The sequence below is a fragment of the Paenibacillus mobilis genome (genome assembly GCF_058267595.1).
In genome coordinates this window covers 58,921-76,065 of the sequence record NZ_JBZCMS010000005.1, presented here as the reverse complement: position 1 = coordinate 76,065, position 17,145 = coordinate 58,921, and the positions used below count along the sequence as shown (strand labels likewise).

15 protein-coding genes are annotated in these 17,145 nt (G+C 54.1%); 8 read left to right on the top strand and 7 right to left on the bottom strand.

The features are described 5' to 3' along the window. Positions 1-163: 163 nt before the first annotated feature. The 4 genes from AC3ZPD_RS11195 to AC3ZPD_RS11180 all read left to right on the top strand — a co-directional run bounded on the left by AC3ZPD_RS11195 (position 164) and on the right by AC3ZPD_RS11180 (position 5,064). Positions 164-1,699, top strand: coding sequence for an efflux RND transporter periplasmic adaptor subunit (locus AC3ZPD_RS11195; RefSeq protein WP_490984379.1), 1,536 nt, complete (start codon positions 164-166; stop codon positions 1,697-1,699). Beyond that, positions 1,699-2,415 carry an ABC transporter ATP-binding protein gene (locus tag AC3ZPD_RS11190; protein ID WP_174704688.1) on the top strand — a complete coding sequence of 239 codons (717 nt, stop codon included), beginning with the start codon at positions 1,699-1,701 and terminating at the stop codon, positions 2,413-2,415. The genes AC3ZPD_RS11195 and AC3ZPD_RS11190 overlap by 1 nt, the downstream gene beginning before the upstream one ends. Then, entirely contained in the window at positions 2,412-3,584 is a 1,173-nt protein-coding gene (locus AC3ZPD_RS11185) for an ABC transporter permease (RefSeq protein ID WP_490984378.1), read from the top strand. The genes AC3ZPD_RS11190 and AC3ZPD_RS11185 overlap by 4 nt, the downstream gene beginning before the upstream one ends. A gap of 199 nt (positions 3,585-3,783) precedes the next feature. Continuing rightward, positions 3,784-5,064 (top strand): MFS transporter, encoded by a 1,281-nt coding sequence (locus AC3ZPD_RS11180; protein ID WP_490984377.1) that lies wholly within the window; start codon positions 3,784-3,786, stop codon positions 5,062-5,064. A gap of 96 nt (positions 5,065-5,160) precedes the next feature. Here AC3ZPD_RS11180 and AC3ZPD_RS11175 read toward each other — a convergent pair whose 3' ends face one another. Continuing rightward, on the bottom strand, positions 5,161-6,684 hold the full coding sequence (locus AC3ZPD_RS11175) for a DHA2 family efflux MFS transporter permease subunit (RefSeq protein ID WP_490984376.1): 1,524 nt from the start codon (positions 6,682-6,684) through the stop codon (positions 5,161-5,163). 167 nt (positions 6,685-6,851) lie between these two features. On the opposite strand from AC3ZPD_RS11175, the gene AC3ZPD_RS11170 reads away from it, so the two are divergent. From AC3ZPD_RS11170 to AC3ZPD_RS11155, 4 genes are all read left to right on the top strand, one after another. Continuing rightward, positions 6,852-7,544, top strand: a complete 693-nt coding sequence (locus AC3ZPD_RS11170) for a TetR/AcrR family transcriptional regulator (protein WP_490984375.1) — start codon at positions 6,852-6,854, stop codon at positions 7,542-7,544. 126 nt (positions 7,545-7,670) lie between these two features. Continuing rightward, complete coding sequence (locus tag AC3ZPD_RS11165) at positions 7,671-8,534, top strand: amino acid ABC transporter substrate-binding protein (RefSeq protein ID WP_490984606.1); 864 nt, start codon at positions 7,671-7,673, stop codon at positions 8,532-8,534. A 28-nt stretch (positions 8,535-8,562) separates the two neighbouring features. After that, a complete protein-coding gene (locus AC3ZPD_RS11160) occupies positions 8,563-9,231 on the top strand; it encodes an amino acid ABC transporter permease (RefSeq protein WP_490984374.1) in 669 nt (222 codons plus the stop codon). Between the two features lie 12 nt (positions 9,232-9,243). Then, the gene (locus tag AC3ZPD_RS11155; protein ID WP_490984373.1) at positions 9,244-9,996 is read left to right on the top strand and encodes an amino acid ABC transporter ATP-binding protein; all 753 of its coding nucleotides are present in this window, start codon (positions 9,244-9,246) and stop codon (positions 9,994-9,996) included. A gap of 120 nt (positions 9,997-10,116) precedes the next feature. On the opposite strand, the gene AC3ZPD_RS11150 is transcribed toward AC3ZPD_RS11155, so the two are convergent. The 6 genes from AC3ZPD_RS11150 to AC3ZPD_RS11125 form a co-directional block, all read right to left on the bottom strand. Further along, positions 10,117-10,806 (bottom strand): TetR/AcrR family transcriptional regulator, encoded by a 690-nt coding sequence (locus tag AC3ZPD_RS11150; RefSeq protein ID WP_490984372.1) that lies wholly within the window; start codon positions 10,804-10,806, stop codon positions 10,117-10,119. Positions 10,807-10,856: 50 nt separating this feature from the next. Beyond that, on the bottom strand, positions 10,857-11,915 hold the full coding sequence (locus tag AC3ZPD_RS11145) for an ABC transporter permease (RefSeq protein WP_490984371.1): 1,059 nt from the start codon (positions 11,913-11,915) through the stop codon (positions 10,857-10,859). Further along, positions 11,912-12,646 carry an ABC transporter ATP-binding protein gene (locus AC3ZPD_RS11140; protein ID WP_490984370.1) on the bottom strand — a complete coding sequence of 245 codons (735 nt, stop codon included), beginning with the start codon at positions 12,644-12,646 and terminating at the stop codon, positions 11,912-11,914. Before AC3ZPD_RS11140 ends, AC3ZPD_RS11145 begins: the two co-directional genes overlap by 4 nt. A 171-nt stretch (positions 12,647-12,817) precedes the next feature. Next, the gene (locus tag AC3ZPD_RS11135; protein ID WP_490984369.1) at positions 12,818-13,195 is read right to left on the bottom strand and encodes a PilZ domain-containing protein; all 378 of its coding nucleotides are present in this window, start codon (positions 13,193-13,195) and stop codon (positions 12,818-12,820) included. 96 nt (positions 13,196-13,291) lie between these two features. Beyond that, positions 13,292-15,109, bottom strand: a complete 1,818-nt coding sequence (locus tag AC3ZPD_RS11130) for an ABC transporter ATP-binding protein (RefSeq protein WP_490984368.1) — start codon at positions 15,107-15,109, stop codon at positions 13,292-13,294. Further along, complete coding sequence (locus AC3ZPD_RS11125; protein WP_490984367.1) at positions 15,102-16,847, bottom strand: ABC transporter ATP-binding protein; 1,746 nt, start codon at positions 16,845-16,847, stop codon at positions 15,102-15,104. Before AC3ZPD_RS11125 ends, AC3ZPD_RS11130 begins: the two co-directional genes overlap by 8 nt. Positions 16,848-17,145: the final 298 nt, after the last annotated feature.

The window sequence follows — 17,145 nt, the reverse complement described above, 5'->3', positions numbered from 1 at the left end:
CGGAGCAGCGGGCTGCCCCGTCTTTTTTATGCGCCTTTTCTTCCCCCGCAAGTTAAACATTCAGCAAATCTTCAGTTTCATTTCAGGAACCATTAATTTCCGCTTTATAGAATAGAGGAACACAATACATATATTTCTATACAGGGAGAGATGAGGGGCGCGGATGAAAAAAAAGGGATGGATTTGGACAGGGGTTGCTGTCGTGGTGCTCGCATGCGCCGTTTTTGTATTTCTACAGTTTTATCCGGGAAAGCAAGTTCAGGTACAGGCGGCTCCGCAGAACACGACTACCGTTAAGAAAGGAGACATTACGGTCAGCGTTTCGGGTTCGGGTTCCGTTATAGCTACGGGGCAGGAAAGCGTGCGTCCGAAAGACGAAGGCAAGGTGGACAAGGTGCTGGTCAAGGTAGGCGACGTAGTTAAAAAAGGCCAGCAGCTGTTGACCTATGAGGCGGATGATATTTCCGACCAGGTCAAGCAAGCCGAATCCAACATCAAGCTGCAGCAGTCGGATTTGGAGGATTTGCAGGACCAGTTTAAAGAAAAAGTCCAATCCGGGGCTACGGACGACGAATTAAATGAAGTGAAAAAATCGATCGCAAAGCAGGAGCTGGACATCAGCAGCGCCCAGGACGACCTGGCGAAAATGCAGGAGGACGCGGCCGCCCCCGATCCGCTGCTGGCGCCGATCGACGGGACCATCACCACGGTGAGCATTACCGACGGCGAGCAGGCCAAAGACGGCACGGAGCTTTTTGTCATTACGGACTACCAGAAGCTTAGCGTCAAGGTTAGCGTGGACGAGCTGGACATTCCGCAGGTCAAAACCGGCATGGCCGCCAAAATCACGCTGGACGCGCTGCCGGATCAGACGTTTGACGGTGAAGTGAGCGAGATTGCGAATGAAGGCACCTCCTCTAACGGGGTTTCTTTATTCGACGTTACGATCGCTTTGAAAAAAGCGGACGGAGCCCGCGTAGGCATGTCGGCGGAAGCCTCGATCATCATCCAGGAGAAAAAAGACGTGCTTACGCTTCCTATCGAAGCGGTACAGCAAAGAGGGGACAGATACATGGTTATTCTGCCGTCTGGTTCGGCGGAAACCGCTTCAGACAGCAAAAGCAGCCAGAGCGGAGCATCCGAGGCCGGTGCTCGTCAATTCCGGAACGGACAAACTTCCGGTGAACAGACTTCCGGCGGGCAAACGGCAGCAGGACAAACCAGCACAGGCACAAATACAGGTACAGGCTCAAGTACAGGAACCTCATCAAGCGGCTTTGCTTCCGGTGCTGGAGGTCGAACCAGAGCTTTCGGAAACGGCGCATCCGGCGGCGGCAGTACGGCTGCTAACGGAACCGGAACGGCCAACGGAACCGGGGCTTCTAACCGGGCCGGAGAGGCAAGCCGGGTCCAATTGAAAGAAATCCAGGTCGGCATTCACGACGAAAACACTATTGAAATCGTCAGCGGTTTAAACGAAGGCGATAAAGTGGTGGTGCCTACGGTTAGAGCGTCCGCCACTTCCTCGGCAAACGCGCAGGCTCAGGGGAATTTTGCGGGCGGCTTTGGCGGAGCAGGAGGTTTAGGCGGTTTAGGCGGCGGAGGCTTTGGCGGAGGCGGTTTCTCAGGAGGCGGCTTCAGCAGAGGCAGCGGCGCCCGCTCCGGAGGAGGCGGCTTTGGCGGCGGAGGTGGCCGTTAATGAATCAGACAGCCGCTCAAGATAAGGAACACCCGCTGATCGAAGTGGTCGGCTTGGGTCACAGTTATGTGATGGCCGATCAAAAGATGACCGTGCTTGACGATATTAACTTCAAGATCGAATACGGCGAGTTCGTCGCCATCATCGGGCCGTCGGGCTCAGGCAAGTCAACCCTTATGAATATGCTCGGATGCCTGGATATCGCTAAAGAGGGCACTTACCTGCTGGACGGGCAGGATGTCAAAAAGCTGTCTGACAACCGGCTGGCCAAAATCCGCAATGAGAAAATCGGTTTTATCTTTCAACAGTTCAACCTGCTGCCGAAACTTTCGGCGCTGGAAAACGTCGAGCTCCCGCTGGTCTACCGGGGCATGCCGCATAAGGAGCGGCGGAGAAATGCCGAGGAATCGCTCGCCAAGGTGGGACTTGGCGAGCGGATGCACCACCGTCCGTCCGAACTGTCCGGCGGCCAGCAGCAGCGGGTGGCGATCGCTAGGGCGATTGCCGGTAATCCGCCCGTGCTGCTCGCGGATGAGCCAACCGGAGCCCTGGACAGCAAGACGGGCGTCGAGGTTATGGACAAAATGAAAGAGCTGAACGCGCTGGGACATACGATCATTCTGATCACGCATGACTTGTCCATTGCCGAGCAGGCAAAACGGGTCATCCGTATTCAGGACGGCAAAATCGTCGAAGATCGGGGGAATCCGGCATGATGTTTTTTCAAAGCTTCAAGATGGCCTGGAAAGGCATATCCGGCAGTAAAATCCGGTCGTTCCTGACGATGCTCGGCATCATCATCGGGGTATCCTCCGTTATCGCGCTTGTATCGGTCGGCAAAGGCACAACTTCGCAGATTACCTCACAGCTCGAAGGCTTGGGGACGGACCTGCTGACGGTAAGCATCACGGGCCGGGGCAACACGACTTACCTGACCTATGACGAAGCGGAAGCCTTGGGCGATCTGAACGGAGTAAAAAATGTCTCCCCCGTCATTAACGGCTCCATGACGGCTAAACACGGCACCGAAAACACGTCGGTTTCCGTGGAAGGCATCACGCCGGCCTATGAAGACGTTCAGGATTTTCACGTCCAGTCCGGACGGTACATCCTTGACATCGACAACGGCTACCGGATGAAGGTGGCGTTGATCGGGACGGACACCGCCAGCGAATTGTACGGGACGGAGGACCCTCTCGGACAAACGATCCTGCTGAATGGATCGCCTTTTAAAATCGTAGGTCTGCTGGAGTCCAAAGGCACAAGCCTGACGTCCTCCAACAACGACAAAATCCTGATTCCGATCAAAACGGCCGAACGGGTGATGCAAAGCAAAGGGGTGCGCTCCATCACGGTTCAGGCGCAAAGCGCCGAGCAGGTCGCAAACGTCAAAACGCGGATTGAAGCCGTGCTCGACAAAAAGTTTGAAAATGCGACCAATTCCTATACCGTCTTCAATTCGCAGGATGCGATCGATACGCTGAATTCCACGACACAAACGTTGTCCATCGCCTTGGGCGGCATCGCCGGCATCTCCCTTTTTGTCGGGGGCATCGGCATCATGAACATCATGCTGGTCTCCGTCAGTGAAAGAACCCGGGAAATCGGCATCCGGAAAGCGATCGGGGCGAAGAAACGGAATATTTTGCTCCAATTCATGATCGAATCGACGATGTTAAGCGGCATGGGCGGGATCATCGGGGTCGGACTGGGCTATGGGGCAAGCGCGCTGGTCGGCCACTACACATCCATGAACACGTCCGTGTCCTTGGACATTGTAATTCTCTCTTTCGGCTTTTCTTTGTTTATCGGGGTGGTGTTCGGCGTCATCCCGGCCAATAAAGCAGCCAAACTGCGGCCGATCTATGCGCTGCGAACCGATTAATGCCTTCATGCAGGAACAGACGGAAAGCAATAGAATGAAAGACGAAAAGCGCTGGGGAGTTCCCCGGTGCTTTTCTTATGGGACCCGAAAATTCCCGGGATCATGACAAAATTTTTATCCCTTTTATGGATATTATTGGTATAGTTAAAAGGTATGTTTCAATAAACGCCGTTGTCGATGATCTAGGGGGGATATTAAGGTGAACCGGGCCTGGAATAAGAAAATAGGATGGTGGCCTAATGCCAATTTCCGACGGCTATGGCTGGGACAAACACTTTTGATGCTGGGTTCTCCCATCCCTTATATAGCTTTCCCATGGATTGCCGCAACGCTGCTTCAGGCCGATGCTTTGGAGATGGGACTATTAGGAGCTGTTTTTGCAGCCCCATATTTGATGATCGGTTGGTTTGCGGGCGTTTGGATAGAGCGGGTCCATAGGCTCCCTATATTAAAGGATGCCAGCCTGATCAGCGGACTTTTGCTCTCCTTGATCCCGCTCCTGCACGCCGTGGGCTGGCTGACGCTGGAATCCCTTTACGTCATTGCTTTTCTGTCCGCAGCCTGCACGCTGGTTATTCAATTTGCCTGCAGGTCTTTTCTCCATACGATAGTAAGCGGGAAAGAGCTGACCGAATATAGAGGCAGGCAGGAAACATCGCGCGCAGCGGCGCAGTTTGCCGGCCCTGTCGCGGCAGGCGGACTGATCCAGGTTTTTACCGCTCCTTTTGCCCTCTGGATCAACGTAGCGTTCTATTTTATTTCCGTGATGATGTTTGGGCGGATTCAAATAACGGAGACCCTGCCGGCCAATCCCCGGACAGGAGTCCTGAAGCCCATCCAAAGCGGCTTCGCCATGATTTTTTCGCATTCTTATCTGAGGACCGCCGCTTGTTCCGCGCTGCTGCTTCATTTCTCCCGCTCTGCTTTCGAGGCTGTTTACGTGCTGTTTCTTGTGCAAAAGCTCTCCGTTGGCGCTGTCCAGATCGGCTTTATTTACGGGGCGGGGAGCCTCGGCGTTATTCTGGGAACCAGGGCGGCGAGGAAAATGACCGCCCGGTTCGGCATCGGATCATGCCTGATCGGTTCCGTGGTTTTCGTGGGAGCCGGTTATTTACTCGTCTCCGTCGTGGAGGGGACGATGCTGTTTCTTTTTCCGCTGCTGTTGTTGGCGCAAATGTGCTCCTCTCTCGGAACCGCCGCTTATTTGGCGGCCGAAGCCGGCTTGCGACAGGCGGCCGCTTCAGAGGAGAAATGGGAGAGGATAAACGCGGCCCAAACCTATATCAGCCGCAGCTTTGTTCCGCTGGGAGCTTTGCTGGGCGGTGCGTTTGGGCTTTGGCTGGGACTGAGGGGAGCGATTTTTTTGTCCGGCTGTTTAGCTTTGACCCCCGTGATTTTGCTGGTGTTTTCTCCATTGCGGGATGTTCGGCAGCCGCAAGAGCCTGAGCCTGTTTCAACCGAGATCAGCCGGCCGGCTTGAGGGATAAGGCTGGGAGGGAGAAGGGCAAGCTGAAGTTAATAGATCCTAAAAAAGGCCAGGCCGTTCCTTCAGGAACGGCCTTTATTCTTCATTCTTTTATTCCATGCCCGAAACCTGAACGCTTGCAGCGGTTTTAGCAGCCTCCGTTTTGCGGCCGCGGCGCAGGACAAAGCCAAGAACGGCCCCGCCGATGGCCACGAAGGCCATCAGCTTAAATGTGTCGTCAAAACCAAGGGCCATGGCCCCCGCCGCGGCTTTCTGAACGGCCTCCGGAGAAGCGGCCGCCGCATTGCCGGCTGCTCCGGCTTGAGCGGCAGCGGCTTTCAGGTCGTTTACATGTGCCGTGGTTTTGGAGGTTAAAATGGTGACGAGCGCAGCTACGGCCATAGAGTTGACCACCTGCTGCATCGCATTGGTCAGCGACGTGACCCGCCCGACAAGGTTTTGCGGCGCTTTGTTCAGCAGATGCGTATTCATCGGCATCGACATCATGCCTACACCGGCGCCGCACATGATCAGCGGCAGGATCAGGTCTTTGCCTTCCGTGCTCATATCCACGTACGAATATTGGAACAAAGCGCCGGAAACCAGGCTAAGGCCGATGACGACCAGCCAGCGGACGCCGATCCGGTCGAACAGGAAGCCGGCAACCGGCATCATCAGACCGGAAGCGATCGCCTGCGGCAGCAGGATCAGGCCGGTGTCGAAGGCTTCAAAACCGCGGGCCTGCTGCAAAAATTGCGGCAAGAGAAACAGCGCGCCGTAAAGTGCGAACTGAGCGACCCACTGCACCACGATGCCGACGCTGAAATCGACGGATTTAAAGATCCGCAGCTCCATGAGAGGCGATTTGGCCCGCAGCTCGGTGACCACGAAAGCGATCAGCGCCGCGGTGCCGACAGCGAGGCCGATGACGGTTTTATTCGATGTCCAGCTGTCCGCGCCTTGATTAATGCCATAAGACAGGGAAGCGAAGGCCAGCGGTCCAAGGATGATGCCTAATTTATCAAAACCGGGTACGCTGCTGCGATCCACCCGGGAAAGCTTTTTGATGCCGACCAGTACGCAAAGGATGCCGACCGGAATATTGATCAGGAAAATCCAGCGCCAGGAATGATATTCGACCAGCCACCCGGAGAGAACCGGGCCGATGGCCGGCGCGAACAACACGGGGATCCCCATGATGCCCATGACGATTCCGACCTTTTCGCGCGGGGCGAGGCGGTAAACATAGGCCATTGCCACCGGCAGCACGCAGCCGCCGCCCAGGCCCTGAATAACGCGGAACACGATCAGCAGCTCCGCATTTTGCGGGGTGGCGCACAAGATGGAACCGGCCGTAAACAAAATGACGGCGGTCATAAAAACCGTCTTGGCGCCAAAGCGGTCGGACAGCCAGCCTGACAGCGGGATGACCGATGCCTGCGCCAGCATATAGCCGGTCACTACCCACTGCAGGGTGGGGAGCGTGGTATTAAAATCTTTAACCAGGGTGGACAAAGCGACGTTCATCGCTGTCCCGTCGAGGACGACCATAAATACGCCGGCGATAATGGCGATCAAGGGAACCAAAATACTTTTCAGCCGGAAGTCGGCTGCCGCGGGCAGGGTTTGCTCCATGATATCCTTCTCCTCTGTTTCCGGACTTGCGGCGTTCATTGACTGAACGGTCCGGTTCTTTGTATTATATATAATGGTTATACGGACAAATGTCCGTAAATTCATTTCCCAGTTTACGGACATTTGTCCGTATTGTCAAATCCTAGTTTCAGAGGGAGCAGCTTTTTATGAGAGGGTTAAACGCCGGCAGCAAAAACAGGAAAAAAGTGACGAAAGGACCGGAAGCCTTATCCTCCGGGAAGAAAGTGCAGGTCGAAGACGAATATAAAAAAAGGATTATGGAGGTTGCTCTGGAGCTTTTGCGGAACGGAACCTTTGAGCAGGCGACGATGTCGCAGATTGCCAAACAGGCGGAGATAGGCCAGGGCTCGCTTTACCGGCGTTACGCCAATAAAGGCGAGATCAGCTCGGAGCTGGTGCGCCGGAGCAGCGAAGCGCTGCTGGAGAAACTGGAAGCGGGGCCTGCGGCCGAGGAAATTGCAGGTTTTGGCGCAGGCAATGGACCTGAAACCTTCAAAACAGTGTACCGCCTGAAGTGGACCCTGGAGAAAATCGTGGATTTCATCGATGACCAGACCGAGCTGCTTTACGTCATCAAATCGGAATTTATGGGTAAACACCAATTAACGCAGTTTGAGCATCCTTTTTTTCAGCGCCTGAACGTTTTGATTACGTCCCTGCTCACGGAGGCGGTGCAGCGGGGGGAAATGGGGGCGTGCAACCCGTCTTTGGCGGCAAACGCCATCATTGCGGTGGTCAGTCCGGATGTCTACATGTATCAGCGGAAATATCACGAAACAACCAAAGAAGAGTTTTGCGAAGGTGTGTTTACCCTGTTTAAATCCGGTTTATTTGTCTGAAGAAGAAAAAACATTCCACTACGGAGTGTTTTTTTTATGTTTTTTTGACAGGGGGTCCAAAATCAAATAACCCAAGAACTTTTTGGGTAAAGTATACATGACAACAGGACTGGAAGGAGACGGATGATGTTGAAAAAGTGGAATCTGGCAGCAGCCCTTTTGATCTTTGTTCTGATGATCGCAGGGTGCGGAAACAACAATGCTAACAATGCCGGGCAAAACGCCAATCCGGGCACTGCCGGAAGTCCGGCGCCGGAAGCGTCTGCAGGTACGGCAAATGGCGGGGAGGGGGCGCTGGCCGCGGTCAAACAAAAAGGTTCGCTTCAAGTCGGAACGGAGGGCACTTACGCGCCGTTTTCTTTTCATGATGCCAGCGGGGCGCTGACTGGCTTTGATGTCGACATCGCCAAGGAAATCGCCAAACGTCTGGGCGTAAAAGCCGAATTCGTCGAAACCCAGTGGGACGGCATGATTGCCGGTCTGGATGCCAAGAGGTTCGACGCGGTTTTTAACGAGGTCTCCATCAATGACGAGCGTAAGGCAAAATATGATTTTTCAAGCCCTTACATTGCGTCCAAAGCCGTTTTGATTGTCCGGAAAGACAATACCGATATCAAAAGCTTCGCCGACCTTAAAGGGAAAAAAGCCGGGCAGACGTTGACCAGCAACCTCGGCAAGCTTGCCAAAGACAATGGAGCCCAAATTGTGGACGTCAACGGTTTTAATCAGGCGATCGATCTGCTCAACTCTAAACGAATTGATGCTACGATCAATGACAATCTGTCTTTTCTGGATCTGAAGAAGCAAAAACCCGACATTCCGCTGAAAGTGGTCGATGAGGAGGCAAACGCCTCGCAAAGCGCGGCCTTGTTCCGCAAAGGAGAAACCGATCTCGTGGACGCCGTCAATCAGGCGCTGGCCGACATGCAGAAGGATGGCACTTACCTCAGCATATCCAAAAAATATTTTGGCGAGGATGTTTCGAAATAAGGCCCAAGCCCAAAGGATGATTTGACCTATGGATGACCGTAAAATTCAGATCTTTATAGACTCGCTGCTGCCCCTGCTCAAGGCTGGGGTGGCTTTTACGATTCCGCTGACGCTGGTTTCGTTTGTGCTCGGCCTTCTTTTGGCGATTCTGACGGCGCTCGCCAGGCTTTCCAAAGTCGGCGTGCTGGCGCAGATCGCTCGTTTTTATGTATGGATTATTAGAGGCACGCCGCTGCTGCTGCAGTTATTTATTATTTTCTACGGCCTTCCGTCGGTGGGCATTACGCTGGATCCTTTTCCCGCGGCGGTGATCGGCTTTACCCTCAGCGTCGGAGCGTATGGATCGGAGATCGTCCGGGCGGCTATTTTGTCCATTCCGAAAGGACAGTGGGAGGCGGCCGATTCGCTGGGTATGACCAGAAACCAGGCTTTGCGCCGGGTGATTCTGCCGCAGGCTGCCCGGGTTTCGGTGCCGCCGCTGGCGAACTCTTTTATCAGCCTGGTCAAGGATACCTCTTTGGCAGGTACTATTACTTACGTGGAGCTGTTCCAAAAATCCGAACAGTTGACGGCGACAACCTATGAGCCCTTGCTGCTCTATTCGGAAGCAGGACTGATTTATCTGCTGTTCTGTACGGTGCTGTCGTCACTGCAAAATTACCTGGAGAGACGGCTTGCCCGTTTTTCGGCGCGTTAGGAGGGATACCGGATGATCCAAATTCAAAATTTGCATAAATCGTTTGGGGACCTGGAAGTGCTGAAGGGCGTCGATCTTTCGCTCGAAAAAGGCAAGGTGCTCGTCATTATCGGGCCGTCGGGCTCCGGAAAAACGACGCTGCTCCGCTGCTTTAACCTGCTGGAAACGCCGGATGAAGGGCGTCTTACGGTCGGGGACGTCACGCTTGATTTTCATGCGGGCTCGAAGCCGAAGCCCAAAGAGGTGCTGGCGCTGCGCAAACGCACGGGCATGGTATTCCAGTCGTACAATTTATTTCCGCACAGGACCGCGCTTGAAAATGTGATGGAAGCGCAGGTGACGGTGCAGGGAAAAAGCAGGGAGGAAGCCAGAAGGCGTTCGCTGGAGCTGCTGGGCAAGGTGGGGCTGGCGGAAAAGGCGGATAACTATCCGCATCAGCTTTCGGGAGGCCAGCAGCAGCGGGTCGGCATCGCCCGGGCGATGGCGGTGGATCCGGAGGTTTTGCTCTTTGACGAGCCGACTTCGGCGCTGGACCCGGAGTTGGTTGGCGAAGTGCTGAAGGTGATGAAGCAGCTGGCCGCCGAAGGCATGACGATGGCCGTGGTGACCCATGAAATGAAATTCGCGGCCGATGTCGCGGACCAGGTCATTTTGCTGGACGAGGGGAGAATCATGGAGCAGGGCCGGCCCTCCGAGGTGCTGCGGAATCCGAAAAGCCCGCGTGCGGCCGCTTTTTTGAATGTGCTGACGCAAAGGGATATCTAGAGGCAGGTCGGCTTGAAAATAAAAAGAAAAAGGCTGTTGGACAGCTGCCTGGTGCAACCGTTCCAACGGCCTTTTTCTATGCTTTTTATATCCCGTCAGGCTGTGCCTTCCGGCTTCGAATCATCCCTCTGAGTTGGCGGAACGTGCGCCCATGCCGTTTAAAATCAGCCTGACGATCTCGTCGGCGGCAGCCTGCTCATCCCAGGCACGGTCAGGGAACAGCAGAAACTTTTCCGCGAACAGTCCCAGAATCGTCGAAGCCGTAAAACGGATGGCCGTTTCCGGCGCGATGTCCGGGCTGAGCTGCCCTTTTTCCTGATAATAAAGCATGATATCCCGCAGGCGCGCTCCGACGGGGGTCCCGACCTGCTCCAGGAAAGCTTCTCTCAAATCCGGCTGAAACGGTATCTCTTGTATAAGAATCTTGATGACCTTCATATGCTTGCGGGCAAAGGCGATCCGGTTTTCGACCACCGCACGGAGAAATGCCTCGAAGGTTTCAAATTGCGTGTTCAGCACGGCTTGAAAGTTCCGGATAATAAAAGGCGCGACAAGGCGGCTCATGAGCGGAGATACGATCGAAAGCAGCAGCTCTTTTTTGGTTTTGTAGTGCCTGAAAATTGTACCTTCGGCAACGCCGGCCCGCTGGGCGATTTCGCTGGTCGAGGCTGCGGCGTACCCTTTTTCGGAAAAGATGTCCACCGCCGATTGCACGATCTGCAGCTGTTTGGCCGTCATCGGCCGTTCCTCGTCCATCGCGGTCAGCTCTTCCAGCCATTGTTCGACTTCCCGGTCCTGCTGGCGGTCCATTTCAAAGTCCCCTTCCTCTAAAAATCACCTTTTCATTTTAGCATAATACGCTAAATTTTTCGGTGTTTGCGAAGGGCCGCAATGTTAAGCAGCGTAAAGAGCACACAGAAGCCGACAAGGATGAAGAAATCAGCGGCAATTCCGTTCCAGCCCTGTCCGCGGATCATCACGTCGGTCATGGCCTGCGCCCCGTAATATAAAGGCATTATGAAACGGAGAGCGGCCAGCCAGTCCGGCAGCGTATCCAGATTAAACAACCCGGACAGGAACAGCTGCGGTACGATAATTAACGGGATGAACTGTATCATCTGCAGTTCGTTGCTGGCATAAGCCGAAAGCAAAATGCCCAAGGTCAGCGCAGTCATGGACAGTAGCAGGGTGAGCAGCAGCACGTACCCAAACGATCCGGCCATAACGATGCCGAGCACTTGGATGCTGTACCAGGTGATCAGCAGCGCCTGGGCTAAGGTGAACAGCCCGAAGCCGCCCAGATAACCAAGGACGATTTCCGAGCGCCTGATCGGGGAGGCCAGCAGCCTTTCCAGCGTGCCGGAAGTCCGCTCTCGCAGGAAAGCTACGCCGGCGATCAGGAAAACAAAGAAAAAGATAAAAAATCCGATCAGTACGGGACCGATGTGATCGATCGTGCTCATGTCCTCCGAGCCGTGCAGATAAGAGATTTCCGGATGGATCGAAGGGGGGCCGTTAGTTCCGGCGGATGGAGCTGCCGCCTGCTGAAGGGAAGCCATTGCGCCCTGAATAACGGACATGACCGCACGGCTGGCGGTCGGGTCGCTGCCCTCCAGCCGGACGGCCGGTTTGCTGCCCTGTATAGAAACGAAAGCGTCAATTTTTTCGTCTTCCAGCGCTTTTTCGGCTTGTTCGTCCGAAACGTACGAAATCACTTCCGCGTCCCGGCTTTTCAGCATCGCCGCAAAAGGGTCCGAGGCGTCCGACGTCACGCCGATGCGCGGCACGTAAGCGGAGCCGTTAAAGACGAGATTCATTAGAGTAAGCACGAGAAGCGGAGCGATAAACATAAGAGCGACGGTACGCTTGTCGCGTTTGAACTGCCGCAGCGTACGGAGAATGACTGCACGAATTCTCACCCCTCAGCACCTCCCAGCTTGATAAACGCGTCTTCGATTTGGTCCGAACCTGTTTGTCTGAGCAGTTCGGCCGGGGAACCTTCGGCTAAAATGCGGCCGTCCCGGATCATGGCGAGCCGGTCGCATTTATCCGCTTCGTCCATGACGTGCGTCGTCAGGACGACGGTGGTCCCCTTGCCGGTGAGTGCCCTCAGTTCCGCCCAGATGGAGCGGCGCAGCACCGGATCGATCCCCACCGTAGGTTCATCCAGCAGCAGCACCGGGGGTTCGTGCAGCAGGGCGATGGCCAGTGACAGCCGGCGTTTCATGCCGCCGGAATACTGCCAGGCTTTTTTGCTTAAATGTTCGCTTAAGCCCACCAGCTCAGCCGTTTCCGCGATTCGGCCGCGGAGGCGTTTGCCCCGGAGGCCGTACAGGGCAGCGAAGAATTCCATGTTTTCACGGGCGGTCAGCTCGTTATACAAAGCGTCCGCTTGGGCCATGTAGCCGATTTGCTGCAGCATGGAACGTTTGGGCAGCCGGGTGCCGAGCAGCCGGATCTCTCCCGTTGTCGGAGCGTCGATGCCGGCCAGCATTTTGACGAGCGTTGTTTTTCCCGAACCCGAAGGTCCCAGCAGGCCGAAAATTTCGGCCGGGCGAATGTTGAGCTCGATATCGCTTAAAATCGTTTTGCCTCCAAAACTCCTGCTTACCTGGCTTGCCGACAGAACGGGGGAAAGAGGGGTTTCCATGCTGAATCACATCCTGATCTTAAGAAATGAGTGATTACTCACTTTCGTATGCGATCATTGTATGCTTTCGTGACTGGAATGTAAACCCCGTTTTTTGAGCTGCTGCTTTTTTAAACTAAAAAGACCGGTGCATCAGCACCGGCCTTCTACTAAACCGTTCAACAGGATATCCTAGATCACTTTTATTTTGCGTTCCGCTGCCAGCGTCCGCAGCTCGACGTTGATTTTTTCCTTCTCGTCCTCGCTCAGATGCAGTTGAATGCCATAGTATTGGCTGACGCCGTCCAGGTTGCTCTGCCAGCGGATATGCCCGGGAAAAATAAAGTTTTCCTGGTACAGCCGCACATGAATACGGCATTCGATGTTATGCTCGGAGGCCCGCAGATTGAGGGGAGAACGGATTTTGCAGCCGTTTTTGCTGATGTCGATCAGCTCCACGGTAGCCAGTTTGCCGGCAATGGACATGTGGTTGATCGCCGTGATTTCCATTTGGCATTCCAGCGGTTCTTCCATCGAATAACGAAAGGGCTCTTTTCTACGCGTAATCATCAAGCAAACCTCCAGAACTCCGGGTAAAAAAAGTCATTTGCTTAATTATACCTAGAATTCGACGCTGAGAAAACAAAATCTTACAATTCTCGATCTTTATTGGCCGGATGCCTGCTTCGCATGCTGATAAAGCTCTTCGTAATAACCGTGCTGGGCCAGGAGCTGATCGTGTGTGCCCTGCTCGACGGCCCTGCCGTTTTTCATCACCAGGATGCGATCGGCATGCATGACGGTGGACAAGCGGTGAGCGATGACGATCGTTGTCCGTCCTTTGGACACGCTTGTGAGCGCATCCTGGACGAGCTGTTCGGTTTTCGAATCCAGATTGGCCGTCGCTTCATCAAGGATCAGGATTTTCGGTTTGAACACCATGATGCGGGCGAAGGAAATGAGCTGGCGTTCCCCGGCCGAAAGCCCGCTGCCCCGCTCGGTCAAAGGGGTTTCGTAACCGTCCGGCATGCGCATGATCATTTCATGGGCACCGACGAACTGACAGGCCTCGACGACTTTTTCCCGGGAAATATGCTCCTGAAACAAGCGTACATTGTCCAGAATACTGCCTGAGAACAGATAAGGCTCCTGTTGGATAAGACCGACGATCTGGTGAACCTGACGCTGAGGCAGGCGGCGGATATCTACCCCGTCGATTTCTATGCTTCCTTTATTTACGTCATAGAAGCGGTTCAGCAGGCTGATGAGCGTGCTTTTTCCGGCTCCGGTCGTCCCCACGACCCCGATCATTTCGCCCGGCGCGATATGCAGGTCAAGATCCGGAATGACCGGACGGGAGCTGGTGTAGCCAAAGGTAATATGATTAAAGTCGATTTTCCCCTTTACCCGCTCGATTTGGAGCTGGATCGTTTGATCCGGCTCTGGTTCCATAACGGCCGGCTTGGAGCTGAAAATGTTCCAGATCCGGTCCATGGACACCATGGTGGACTGGAAGGTGTTCCACTGCATCGTAATCTGGTTGATCGGGGCAAAAAACTGCCGGATATAACTGGTAAAGGCGTACAGGACGCCTACTTCGATCTGCTTGTGGAAGACGGCCATGCCGCCCAGCCAGACTACCAGGACCAGTGCCGCATTGCCCAGGAAATCAAACGTCCGGTTAAAGAGGACATTGGCCCGCACCTCGCGCATGTTGCCTTCCCAGTAGCTTTGGTTATGCTCGGTAAAACGGCGCGTCTGCTCTTCTTCCTGACGGAACGCCTGGATAAGGCCCATGCCCGACAGATTTTCAGCGATAAAACCGATCAGCCGGGAGAGACGGCTCCGGGTAGTCTGATAAGCTTCACGAAGATACCGGCGAAAAAGAAAGGCGACCAGCCCAATGACCGGCAGCGCGATCAGGCAATACCAGGCCAAAGTAGCGTCCAGGTTGAACATAAATACGATAATCAGGATCAAAGTCATTCCGTCGCGGATCAGGCTCAGCAGCACCTGGGTGAAAAATTGGCTGATTGTCTCGGTATCGCTCGATACGTTGGTGACCAGGCTCCCGCGGTGCACTTTGTCGAAATACGACATGGACAGCTTTGAAATATGCCCGAACAAGTCATTGCGGATTTTGGCCACAATGCTTTGGCCGGCGTATTGAAGCACGTTGTTTTGCAGGTAAGTAAAGATAAAACTGACGATGGAAATGCCGAGATAAACGCCGGCAATGATGGCGATCAGACCAAAATCCTTTTTCCCCAGGGCCAAATGGTCGTCAATGACGATTTTTACGAGATAGGGCTGCAGCAGGTCTGCTGAAATGCCCAGCAGCGCGCAGACGAAGACCCCCGCAAAAGCCAGCTTATGAGGGCCGGCGTATGCAAACACCGCCTTAAAAGCTTCCAAGGAGCCTTTTTTCTTCGGCTTGGATTTGGTTTGATCCCCGTTTAAAGCGGAAGCGGCCGGATTAGGCATGCTGCAATCCCTCCTGTTGTATACGGTATAGAGAAGCGTACAGGCCGGTTGGATCGTGAAGCAGCTGTTCATGCGTGCCCCGCTGAGCGATCCGTCCCTGATCCAATACGATGATTTCGTCGGCATGCTGCACGCTGCTGATGCGGTGAGCGATGATCAGCGTTGTTTTGCCGCTGCGCTCCCGGACAAGGTTGTTCAAAATCCCGGACTCAGTCACGGCGTCGACGGCGCTCATGCTGTCATCCAAAATAAGCAGCTCCGGTTTCTTCATAAGCCCCCTGGCCAGGCTGGCCCGCTGACGCTGGCCTCCGGACAGGGTAACCCCGCGTTCGCCAAGCCGGGTCTGGAACCCTTCAGGGAATGTGTTGACGCTTTCCAGCAATAAAGCCTGACCGGCGGCCACTTCGACCTTCTCCATCCCGGCGGAGCGGTCGCTGAAGGCGATATTATCGGCAATGTCGGTGCTGAACAGGAAGCCGTCCTGCGGCACGTAGCCGATTTTTTTGCGAAGCGATTCCAGCGTGACTTCGGTAATGTCCTGATTGTTGACGCGGATCGTTCCCGCAGGCGGTTCGTAAATACGCAGCAGAAGTTTGGCCAGCGTCGTTTTGCCGCTGCCTGTTCGTCCGATTAAACCTACGGTATGCCCCTGCGGAATTTTAAAGCTGATATCCTTCAGGGAATGTTCGCCGGAATTCGGATACGAAAATGTCAAATGGTTAAACTCAATGCTGCCCACGCTGCGGAGAGGGCGGGCGTCCTCCTGGTCGCGTACGCTGGGCGTTTCGCCAAGCAAACGGTTTACCCGGTCCAGCGACGCGCCGGAGCGCTGCATCATGTTGATGACGTTGCCGATGGTTTGCAGCGGCCCGGTAAGCATGCGCAAATAAAACGTCAAGGCCACAAAGCTGCCCAGCGTCATTTTGCCTTCAAGCGTCATGTACCCGCCGACCAGCAGCGAAACGACGAGCGAAAGCGCGCCGAGAAACGGAAGCAAGGCTTGGAAAAGGGAAGAAAGCCGCACCAGATGGAGCTGTGCGTTTTTCACCTGCTCGACCGATTCTCCGAACCGGTTTTGCGCGGTAGGTTCGATAGCGAACGTTTTGGTCACGCGAATACCGCCGATTTGTTCATCGGCCGACTCCGTCATGGACGCCAGATTTTCCTGAACCGACATGGATCTTACCCGGATCCGGGGACCAAAATAGGTAACCAGAAAGGGAATCGCAGCCAGCGGACAAACGCTGATCAGCATCAGGCTGAAGGGAATGCCCGAAAACAGCATGATGATCACGCAGGAAATGACCATAAAAACGGCGTTGGTCGTCTGGGTAACACCGAAAGATATGGCCTCGCGCACGGAAGTGACGTCATTCATCACGTAGCTGAGCAGTTTGCCGGTCCCTTGCTTGGAGAAGAAATCTTCGGCAAGCCGAGAAAACTGGTCGAAAATTTTTCCACGGGTCAGGAACTCGAACCTCCGTCCAAGCCGCATGATCGTAAATTGGCCGATCCCGAAAAAGACGCCGTAAGCAACGGCGATGCCAAGCAAAATCAGGCTGTACCTTACGATTCCGCTGTGGCCCAGTTCCCCGGCTTTCAGTCCGTCCGTCACTTCACCCAATACCTTTGGCAGCAGCGCCAAAATTCCGTTTGACGCAATGATCAAAATGACGGCCAGCAGATAAAGCTTTTTGTTGGAACGCAAATAATCGGTAAGCAAACGAAAACTTTTCAAGTTAAAAGGTCCTCCTTCTGACGGTTTCTTGCTGGATCATCGGTAAACACATCTATATAAAATATAACATAATTAAAAACTTTAGTTCCTTTTTAGTTTGAGAGAAAACAGGAAAGCGTATATTGGAAGTTTTCTGAATGCACATATGGGAGTTTTCATAAAGCGTATAACTTTAAGTGTTAAATATGATCACATAAGTATTGTAAAAAACTTAGGGATGATGTAATCTTTTGAATTAACTACATTTCCTTTCCATCAATATTTTTACACCTCTGTAAATACATCCATTTTTCCATCC

Excerpts from the sequence above, each read along its gene's own strand:
- AC3ZPD_RS11135 (WP_490984369.1), bottom strand. The coding sequence starts at position 13,195 with ATGATTACGCGTAGAAAAGAGCCCTTTCGTTATTCGATGGAAGAACCG.
- AC3ZPD_RS11175 (WP_490984376.1), bottom strand. The coding sequence starts at position 6,684 with ATGGAGCAAACCCTGCCCGCGGCAGCCGACTTCCGGCTGAAAAGTATT.
- AC3ZPD_RS11155 (WP_490984373.1), top strand. The coding sequence starts at position 9,244 with ATGATCCAAATTCAAAATTTGCATAAATCGTTTGGGGACCTGGAAGTG.
- AC3ZPD_RS11130 (WP_490984368.1), bottom strand. The coding sequence starts at position 15,109 with ATGCCTAATCCGGCCGCTTCCGCTTTAAACGGGGATCAAACCAAATCC.
- AC3ZPD_RS11190 (WP_174704688.1), top strand. The coding sequence starts at position 1,699 with ATGAATCAGACAGCCGCTCAAGATAAGGAACACCCGCTGATCGAAGTG.
- AC3ZPD_RS11170 (WP_490984375.1), top strand. The coding sequence starts at position 6,852 with ATGAGAGGGTTAAACGCCGGCAGCAAAAACAGGAAAAAAGTGACGAAA.
- AC3ZPD_RS11195 (WP_490984379.1), top strand. The coding sequence starts at position 164 with ATGAAAAAAAAGGGATGGATTTGGACAGGGGTTGCTGTCGTGGTGCTC.
- AC3ZPD_RS11165 (WP_490984606.1), top strand. The coding sequence starts at position 7,671 with ATGTTGAAAAAGTGGAATCTGGCAGCAGCCCTTTTGATCTTTGTTCTG.
- AC3ZPD_RS11160 (WP_490984374.1), top strand. The coding sequence starts at position 8,563 with ATGGATGACCGTAAAATTCAGATCTTTATAGACTCGCTGCTGCCCCTG.
- AC3ZPD_RS11185 (WP_490984378.1), top strand. The coding sequence starts at position 2,412 with ATGATGTTTTTTCAAAGCTTCAAGATGGCCTGGAAAGGCATATCCGGC.
- AC3ZPD_RS11140 (WP_490984370.1), bottom strand. The coding sequence starts at position 12,646 with ATGGAAACCCCTCTTTCCCCCGTTCTGTCGGCAAGCCAGGTAAGCAGG.
- AC3ZPD_RS11150 (WP_490984372.1), bottom strand. The coding sequence starts at position 10,806 with ATGGACCGCCAGCAGGACCGGGAAGTCGAACAATGGCTGGAAGAGCTG.